Below are 8,551 nucleotides of genomic sequence, written 5' to 3' on the forward strand. Positions count from 1 at the left end.
CGCGATCCCCAGCAGCCCGCCCTCCCCGGCGGGAGCCACGCCGGGCACGGCGCCCAGCAGCGTCTTCTTCCCGCTCTTCGCGTCGACCCTGGTGATCGTCCCCTTGTCGCGCGAGGACACCAGCAGGTCACCGTCCGGCAGGGCCGCGAGACCCCACGGCGAGTCCAGCCCCTCCGTGAGGGTCGACACCACCTTCACCGAGCCCTTCGCGGGCGGCAGATCGGCCGCGGGACGCGAGGCGGACGGTGAGGCCCCCGGGTTCGACCCGGCCGTCGCGGACCCGGCCGGTGATCTCGAACCCTGGCCCGCCGTGCTCTGCGCCCCCTCTTCCGAGGAGCACCCCGCGGCGAGCACCAGGGTACCGACCGCCAGCACGGCCACCGCTCCGCGCCGCGCTCCTGTCCCCGCACGCCGCCGCACCACGCGATCGTTCCCGTGACGCGTCAGGTGACGCCCCACCGGGTCCTGCCCAGATCCGAACACCGCACCGATCCCTTCGACGGCCGTCTGTCCCCTGTTCTTACACCGCCGCCCGGCCCGAGGTGCCCCATGACGGCCGACTTTCTCGATCAGCCGTCAGCCGTTGGCGGTCGAGGACCGGCCGCCCCGGTTCCACCCCGCCGCGAGCTCAGTCCCACGACTCCCGCGCCGGCGGCAGCCGGTCGATCTCCGCCAGGTCCTGCGCCGTCAGTGTCAGACCGGCCGCCCCCGCGTTCTCCACCGCCCAGCGCTCCTGCTTGGTCCCGGGCACCGGAACCACCTGCGGCCCCTGCCGCAGCGCCCAGGCCAGCGCCACCTGTGCGGGCGTCGCCCCGTGCCGTTCGGCAACCCGGCGCAGCCCCACCACCACCGGCTGGTTCGCCGCCATCATCTCGGCGGTGAACCGCGGATGCCTGGCCCGCAGGTCCTCCGGCTCGAAGCCCTGCCCCGGAGTGAGCGTCCCCGTCAGATAACCGTTGCCCAGCGGCATCGCCGCCAGGAACCCCACACCCCGCGCCGCACACCACGGAAGCAGCGACTCCAGCGCCTGGGGCGACCACACCGAGAGCTCCGCCTCCACCGCGCTCACCGGGAAGACCTGTTGCACCCGTTCCAGTTGCCGGATCGTTCCGTCGTGCATCCGCGCACCCGGCCGGCGCGAGGCCCGCGCCCCGACCGCGCACAGCCCGAGCGCCCGCACCTTCCCCGCGGTCACCAGCTCCGCCATCGCACCCCAGGTCTCCTCGACAGGCACCTCGGGATCGGCCCGGTGCAGTTGGTACAGATCGATCACATCAGTCTGCAGCCGTCGCAGCGAGGCATCGCAGGCCCGCCGCACATAGCCGGGCCGGCCCTGGGCGACGATGTGCTGATCGCCCACCACCAGCAGCCCGCACTTGGTGGAGACGAAGGCCTGCGCACGGCGCCCCTTCAGCGCCCGTCCCAGCAGCAGTTCATTGGTGAACGGGCCGTACATGTCGGCCGTGTCGAGCAACTGGACGCCCGCGTCGAGCGCCGCGTGCACCGCGCGCAAGGCATCGTCGCCACGCTGCTGCGAGGCGCCGTACGCCCAGCTCATCGGCATGCAGCCGAGACCGACCGCGCCCACGGCGAGCGCCGCCGCACCGAGACTCCTGCGCTCCAACTCCCCGAACCCTCCCTCGGCCCCGCCGCACGGGACCACTCCGCACCCACAAACTAACCTCTGCTCCCCGCGCGCCTTCGCATAGCCTCCTGACCATGACTTCCACCACGAATTCCACCGCGGCCCCCGACGCGTGGCTGCCGATCGAGGCCGACGAGATCGACGGACTCCCCGAGGGTCTCAACTACCGATTCTGGGACGGCGGGCAGGACTACCCGGCCGACCCCGCGGACTGTGCCTTCTACGTCGTTCCGTACATGAAAGGTCCCGAGGTCGCGGTCCGTCCGCTCGCCGGGATGAGCGCGGTGCGGGTCGTGCAGACCCTCTCCGCGGGCATCGACCACATCGAGCCGGGGCTCGGTCTGCTGCCCGCCGGGGTGCGGCTGTGCAACGCCAAGGGGGTCCACGAGGCGTCCACCGCCGAGCTGACCGTCGCCCTGATCCTCGCCTCCCTGCGCGGCTTCCCCGGGTTCGTGCGCGGCCAGGACAACGAGGAGTGGCGGTCCGGGTTCTACCCGGCGCTCGCCGACAAGTCCGTACTGATCGTGGGGTACGGATCGATCGGCTCCGCGATAGAGGACCGGCTCGCACCCTTCGAGTGTGCGCGGGTGGCGCGCGTCGCACGCTCTGCGCGGACAACCGCACGCGGTCCCGTACATACGCTCGACGACCTGCCCGCACTGTTGCCCGAAGCCGACATCGTGATTCTGTCCACCCCGTTGAACCCCTCCACACAAGGGCTGGTGGGCGCGGAGTTCCTCGCGGCGATGCGGGACGGCGCGCTGCTGGTGAACGTCGCCCGTGGCGGTGTCGTCGACACCAAGGCCCTGTTGTCCGAACTCGAGTCCGGCCGGCTGCACGCCGCGCTCGACGTCACCGACCCGGAACCGCTCCCTTCCGGCCATTCCCTCTGGCATGCTCCGAACGTCCTGATCACTCCGCATGTGGGCGGCAGCACCTCGGCGTTCCTGCCTCGCGCCAAGCGCCTGATCGCCGGCCAGCTCAGCCGTTTCGCCGCGGGGGATCCGGTCCGCAACGTCGTGCGTACCACCGGCTGAACACGCTGCGAGCACGTACCGCGGCGCCCCGTGCCGACAACACCCCAGGTCGTCACGGAGAGTAGAGGAACTATGGCCCTGCGTGACGAGTCTGGTGTATCGTCCGAAAGGGAGGCTGCGCCGTGGAAGGGACGGTGCCGGGGAGGAAGCCACACGCGAGGGGGCGACGGGCTATGTACGGCCGATGGGCGAACGATCCGACACGGCGGGGCGGCCGAAGGGCACCGGTGATGCGTCCGGTGCGCCGGCGCCGCAGCCGTCCGGAGACCTCGGGGGCACCCCGGTGAGCGCGTCGGCGAGCATCCGCGGAGCGTTGCGGGCCCGGCGGTCGGCCGTCGGGCGGACGCCCGCGCTGCTCCCGCAGCTCCTCCTCGGCCTCGCCTGCGCCGGATACGCGGTGGGTGCGTGCCTCGGCTGGGGGTCGGCGCAACTGGCGGTGTTCATGGGTGACTTCGGCCTCAGTACCGCCGCCCTGGCCGCCGCCGTATCGTGCTTCCTCTTCGCCCGCGCGGCGGACAACCGGTTCCGGCCGGCCTGGCTGCTGTTCTCGCTCTCCTCGCTGATGGCGGCCGGGGGCAACGCGGTCTGGGGCTGGTACGAGTTCGTGCGCGGGCTCCCGGTGCCCAGCCCCTCCCTCGCCGACCTCTTCTACCTCTGCTTCGCGCCGCCCGCGATCGTCGGACTGCTCGTCCTGGCCAAGCGCCCCGTCACCAGGGCCGGCTGGCTCTGCCTGGCACTCGACTCCTGGCTGATCGGCGGATCGCTCCTCACGCTCTCCTGGAGCCTCGCCCTCGCCCATACCGCGCATCTGGCGGACGTCGAGGGTGCGAGCGTGGCGCGGGCGGCGCTCTCGCTGGCCTACCCGCTGCTCGACATCGTGCTGGTCTCCATGGTGCTCGCGCTGCACTTCCGGCGGTCCAGCGTCAACCGCGCCGCGGTGAACACCGCCATCGCCGCCCTCGCCCTGACCGTGCTGTGCGATGCCCTGTTCACCTCGCCGCTGCTGCGACAGACCTACCATTCCGGCCAGTTGCTCGACGCGGGCTGGTTCGCCGGTTCGCTGCTCCTCGCGTACGCCCCCTGGGGGGCGGGCCGCGAGGAAGACAACGCTGTCCAGGAGCGGTCCGAGCCGCGTACCACCAGCCGCCCCATCGCCGGTTCGCTGGCCGCGCTGACGCCGTATCTCGCCGCCGCCGTCTGCACCCTGGGCATCCTCTACAACGTCATCGAGGGCCGCAGGGTGGACCGCGTCGTGGTCTTCACCGGATGCACGGTGGTGCTCGCGCTGGTCGTCCGGCAGGGCATCATGCTCGTCGACAACATCGCCCTCACCCAGGAACTGGCCCAGAAGGAGAACCACTTCCGCTCCCTGGTGCAGGGTTCCAGCGACGTCATCATGATCGCCGCCCCGACCGGCATACTCCGCTACGTCAGCCCCGCCGCCTCCGGTGTCTACGGGCGCGAGGCGGACGACCTCATCGGCGCGGAGCTGGCCTCGATCATCCACCCCGACGACCTGGGCGGGGTGGTGCACGAGGTGCGCCGGTTCCTCGCCGCTCCGCCGGCCGAGGAGCCCACCACCCGTATTGAGTGCCGTTTCAGGTCCGGCAGCGGCGAATGGCTGAACGTCGAGTCCACCGTCAACCGCCACCAGGGCGGGCTGATCCTCAACAGCCGTGACGTCACCGAACGGGTCCGGCTGCAGGCCCAGCTGCAGCACAACGCGGAGCACGACCCGCTCACCGACCTGCCCAACCGGGCCCTCTTCACCGACCGGGTCCGCCAGACCCTCGGCGGCCGCCGGTCCGGTGACGCGGGCACCGCCGTGCTCTTCATCGACCTGGACGGCTTCAAGGCGGCCAACGACCGGCTCGGCCACCAGGCGGGCGACGAGCTCCTCATCCAGGCCGCCCGCCGCCTCCAGGACTCCGTACGGGCCGGGGACACCGCCGCCCGGCTGGGCGGTGATGAGTTCGCCGCGCTCATCGTCGGTGACGGCAGCCGCGAGCAGACCGCCCGTGAGTACCAGGTCCACGAGATCGCCGACCGGCTGCGCCTCACCCTCTCCCAGCCCTACCGGATCGCCGCCGGCGAGGTCCGGGTCACCGCTTCCATCGGGGTCGCCTTCGCCGAGCCCGCCATCACCCCCAACGACCTCATGCGCAACGCGGACCTCGCCATGTACCGCGCCAAGGCGGCCGGCAAGGACCGCGTCGAGCTGTACGCCCCGCAGATGCAGGCCGAGGTGGTGCGCCGCTCCGAGCTGGCGGTCCGGCTGCGCACCGCCCTGCGCGACGGTGAGTTCGCGCTGCTCCATCAGCCCGTGGTGCATCTGACCAGCGGTACGGTCGCCGCCGTCGCGGCACAGGCCCGCTGGCGCTCCGCCCAGGGCATCCTGTTCACCCCCGCCGAGTTCCTCCGCGTCGCCGAGGACAGTGACCGCACCGCCGAGCTGGGCCGCTGGCTCCTCGAAGAGGCCGTCGAGCAGGCCGCCGACCGGGCCAGTGCCGGGCATCAGGTCTCCGTCGCCGTCCGGCTCTCCGCCCGCCGGCTGCTCGACAAGGGGATGGCGTTCGGCTCCGTCGAGGCGCTGCTCACCCGCTACGGGCTGCCGTCCGGGGCGCTGATGATCGAGGTCTCCGACAGCGACCCGAGGGTCTCCTTCGACGAACTCGAACAGCGGCTGGTGGCCCTGCGCCGTCTCGGCGTGCGCATCGCGCTCGACGGCTTCGGCAGCGGTTACGCCGCGATCAACGCCCTGCGCCGGCTCCCCATCGACGTACTGAAACTGGACCGCGGTCTGGTCGAGGGCGTCGTCGAGTCCGCCCGGCTGCACAAGATCACCAGCGGGCTGCTGCGGATCGCGTGCGATCTCGGCATGCAGTCCGTGGCCGACGGCGTCGACATGCCGGAACAGGTCCTCGCCCTGCGCGCCATGGGCTGTACGCACGGCCAGGGCATGGCCTTCTCCGGGCCGCTGGACGAGTACCGGCTGCGCCGCGCCCTGATCCGCGGCGAGTTCCCGGTGCCCGGCAGCCCGGCCGCGCAGCCGGTCCTGGCGGGCGGCTCGATCCCACTCCTCACCGGCTCACATGCTGAGACGCCCGTCCCACCCACTTGACACGTCGAGTGCGTCGGAGAGAGGGTCAATGCCATGCGCACCCGAATTCTCGTACTTGGAAAGCGCGTCGGCTGAAGCAGAGTCGCTCAATGACACTCTGCAGACCGCACCGGCGCGCTCCCCTCGCTTGCCTCACGGCACGAGGGGTTTTTTGTTGCACCGGTACTACGCAAAACGTCGTAAAACACTCGCAAAAACCCTCAGCTTCGAGAAGAGAATGCCGATGACCGAGCAGGCCACCGGGGCCCACCATCCCCAGCCGCGCGCCCGTAACGGCGGATCGTCGTCCGCCACCGTTGAGCACGTCACGGGCGCGCAGTCCCTCATCCGCTCCCTCGAGGAGGTGGGGGCCGACACGGTATTCGGCATTCCAGGCGGCGCCATTCTTCCGGCGTACGACCCGATGATGGACTCCACCCGGGTCCGTCATGTGCTGGTCCGCCACGAGCAGGGCGCCGGCCACGCGGCCACCGGCTACGCGCAGGCCACCGGCAAGGTCGGCGTCTGTATGGCGACGAGCGGCCCCGGCGCGACCAACCTGGTCACGCCGATCGCCGACGCCTACCTGGACTCGGTGCCGATCGTCGCGATCACCGGCCAGGTGGCCTCCGCCGCCATCGGTACCGACGCCTTCCAGGAAGCGGACATCGTCGGCATCACGATGCCGGTCACCAAGCACAACTTCCTGGTCACCAAGGCGGAGGACATCCCGCACACGATCGCCGAGGCCTTCCACATCGCCTCCACCGGCCGTCCGGGACCGGTCCTGGTCGACATCGCCAAGGACGCGCTCCAGGCGAAGACCACCTTCAGCTGGCCGCCGACCCAGGACCTGCCCGGCTACCGGCCCGTCACCAAGCCGCACGCCAAGCAGATCCGCGAGGCCGCCAAGCTCATCGTCCAGGCCAAGCGCCCCGTGCTGTATGTCGGCGGCGGCGTCATGAAGGCCGGGGCCACCGCCGAACTCAAGGTGCTGGCCGAGCTGACCGGAGCGCCCGTCACCACCACACTGATGGCGCTCGGCTCCTTCCCCGACAGCCACCCGCTGCACGTGGGAATGCCCGGTATGCACGGTGCGGTCACCGCCGTCACCGCGCTGCAGAAGGCCGACCTGCTCGTCGCGCTGGGGGCCCGGTTCGACGACCGGGTCACCGGCAAGCTGGACAGCTTCGCCCCGTACGCCAAGATCGTGCACGCCGACATCGACCCGGCGGAGATCGGCAAGAACCGCGCCGCCGACGTGCCGATCGTCGGTGACGCCCGCGAGGTCATCGCCGACCTCGTCCAGGCGGTCCAGGCCGAGCACACCGAGGGCCACACCGGCGACTACGCCGCCTGGTGGAAGGACCTCAACCGCTGGCGCGACACCTACCCGGTCGGCTACGACCTGCCGGAGGACGGCAGCCTCTCGCCGCAGCAGGTCATCCAGCGCGTCGGTGAACTGGCCCCGCCGGACACGATCTTCGCGGCGGGCGTCGGCCAGCACCAGATGTGGGCCTCGCACTTCATCAAGTACGAGCAGCCCGCCACCTGGCTGAACTCGGGCGGTGCCGGGACGATGGGGTACGCGGTGCCGGCCGCGATGGGTGCCAAGGCCGGTATGCCGGACCGCACGGTCTGGGCGATCGACGGTGACGGCTGCTTCCAGATGACCAATCAGGAGCTCACCACCTGCGCGCTCAACAACATCCCGATCAAGGTCGCGATCATCAACAACGGCGCGCTCGGGATGGTCCGCCAGTGGCAGACCCTCTTCTACAACCAGCGGTACTCCAACACCGTGCTGCACTCCGGCGCCGACACGGACGGCATCCCGGCGAAGGGCACCCGGGTGCCCGACTTCGTCAAGCTGTCCGAGGCCATGGGCTGTTACGCGATCCGCTGCGAGGACCCGGCCGACCTGGACAAGGTCATCGCCGAGGCCAACGCGATCAACGACCGCCCGGTCGTCGTCGACTTCATCGTCCACGAGGACGCCATGGTGTGGCCGATGGTCGCCGCCGGCACCTCCAACGACGAGGTCATGGCAGCCCGCGGTGTCCGCCCCGACTTCGGCGACAACGAAGACGACTGAGAGACAGAGAGAGACCGACTTCCATGTCCACCAAGCACACGCTCTCCGTCCTGGTCGAGAACAAGCCCGGTGTCCTCGCCCGGATCACCGCCCTGTTCTCCCGCCGCGGCTTCAACATCGACTCGCTCGCGGTCGGTACCACCGAACATCCCGACATCTCCCGCATCACCATTGTGGTAAATGTCGAGGGCCTGCCACTGGAGCAGGTGACCAAGCAGCTCAACAAGCTGGTCAACGTCCTGAAGATCGTCGAACTCGAGCCCGCCGCTGCGATCCAGCGTGAGCTCGTCCTGGTGAAGGTCCGCGCCGACAGCGAGACCCGTTCCCAGATCGTCGAGATCGTCCAGCTGTTCCGCGCCAAGACCGTGGACGTCTCCCCGGAGGCCGTCACGATCGAGGCGACCGGCGGCGCCGACAAGCTGGAGGCGATGCTCAAGATGCTGGAGCAGTACGGCATCAAGGAGCTCGTCCAGTCCGGCACCATCGCCATAGGACGTGGCGCGCGCTCGATCACCGACCGGTCCCTGCGCGCCCTCGACCGCACGGCGTAGCCCGCCGGCTCGCCGCTCGTATGGCGAGACCCGAAAACGTAACTGACGCACCCCGCCGTACGGTGGGACGCAACACCTGCACACCAAGGAGAAGACCCAGTGGCCGAGCTGTTCTACGACGAC

General features: G+C 70.6%; 6 protein-coding genes. 4 read left to right on the forward strand and 2 right to left on the reverse strand.

All coding sequences use genetic code 11. The features are described 5' to 3' along the window. Together J1C73_RS32525 and J1C73_RS32530 are read right to left on the reverse strand one after the other, a co-directional pair. The coding region (locus tag J1C73_RS32525) for a PQQ-dependent sugar dehydrogenase (RefSeq protein ID WP_207319509.1) at window positions 1-381 on the reverse strand (381 nt) is incomplete at its 3' end. A 247-nt stretch (window positions 382-628) separates the two neighbouring features. Then, on the reverse strand, window positions 629-1,624 hold the full coding sequence (locus J1C73_RS32530; protein ID WP_123461814.1) for an aldo/keto reductase: 996 nt from the start codon (window positions 1,622-1,624) through the stop codon (window positions 629-631). Window positions 1,625-1,719: 95 nt separating this feature from the next. Here J1C73_RS32530 and J1C73_RS32535 point away from each other — a divergent pair, with 95 nt between their 5' ends. From J1C73_RS32535 to ilvN, 4 genes are all read left to right on the forward strand, one after another. Further along, window positions 1,720-2,682, forward strand: coding sequence for a 2-hydroxyacid dehydrogenase (locus J1C73_RS32535; protein WP_207319510.1), 963 nt, complete (start codon window positions 1,720-1,722; stop codon window positions 2,680-2,682). Window positions 2,683-2,866: 184 nt separating this feature from the next. Then, window positions 2,867-5,803, forward strand: a complete 2,937-nt coding sequence (locus J1C73_RS32540; RefSeq protein WP_242645026.1) for a putative bifunctional diguanylate cyclase/phosphodiesterase — start codon at window positions 2,867-2,869, stop codon at window positions 5,801-5,803. 217 nt (window positions 5,804-6,020) lie between these two features. Beyond that, window positions 6,021-7,877 (forward strand): acetolactate synthase large subunit, encoded by a 1,857-nt coding sequence (locus tag J1C73_RS32545; protein ID WP_123461816.1) that lies wholly within the window; start codon window positions 6,021-6,023, stop codon window positions 7,875-7,877. A 23-nt stretch (window positions 7,878-7,900) separates the two neighbouring features. After that, a complete protein-coding gene (gene ilvN, locus J1C73_RS32550; RefSeq protein ID WP_073738667.1) occupies window positions 7,901-8,428 on the forward strand; it encodes an acetolactate synthase small subunit in 528 nt (175 codons plus the stop codon). Window positions 8,429-8,551 lie beyond the last annotated feature (123 nt).

Source organism: Streptomyces laculatispora (assembly GCF_017353455.1).
Taxonomy (GTDB): Bacteria; Actinomycetota; Actinomycetes; order Streptomycetales; family Streptomycetaceae; genus Streptomyces; species Streptomyces laculatispora.

What these genes read in the sequence shown, in the direction of transcription:
- J1C73_RS32535 (WP_207319510.1), top strand. Translation starts at nt 1,720, where the DNA reads ATGACTTCCACCACGAATTCCACCGCGGCCCCCGACGCGTGGCTGCCG.
- J1C73_RS32540 (WP_242645026.1), top strand. Translation starts at nt 2,867, where the DNA reads ATGGGCGAACGATCCGACACGGCGGGGCGGCCGAAGGGCACCGGTGAT.
- J1C73_RS32545 (WP_123461816.1), top strand. Translation starts at nt 6,021, where the DNA reads ATGCCGATGACCGAGCAGGCCACCGGGGCCCACCATCCCCAGCCGCGC.
- ilvN (WP_073738667.1), top strand. Translation starts at nt 7,901, where the DNA reads ATGTCCACCAAGCACACGCTCTCCGTCCTGGTCGAGAACAAGCCCGGT.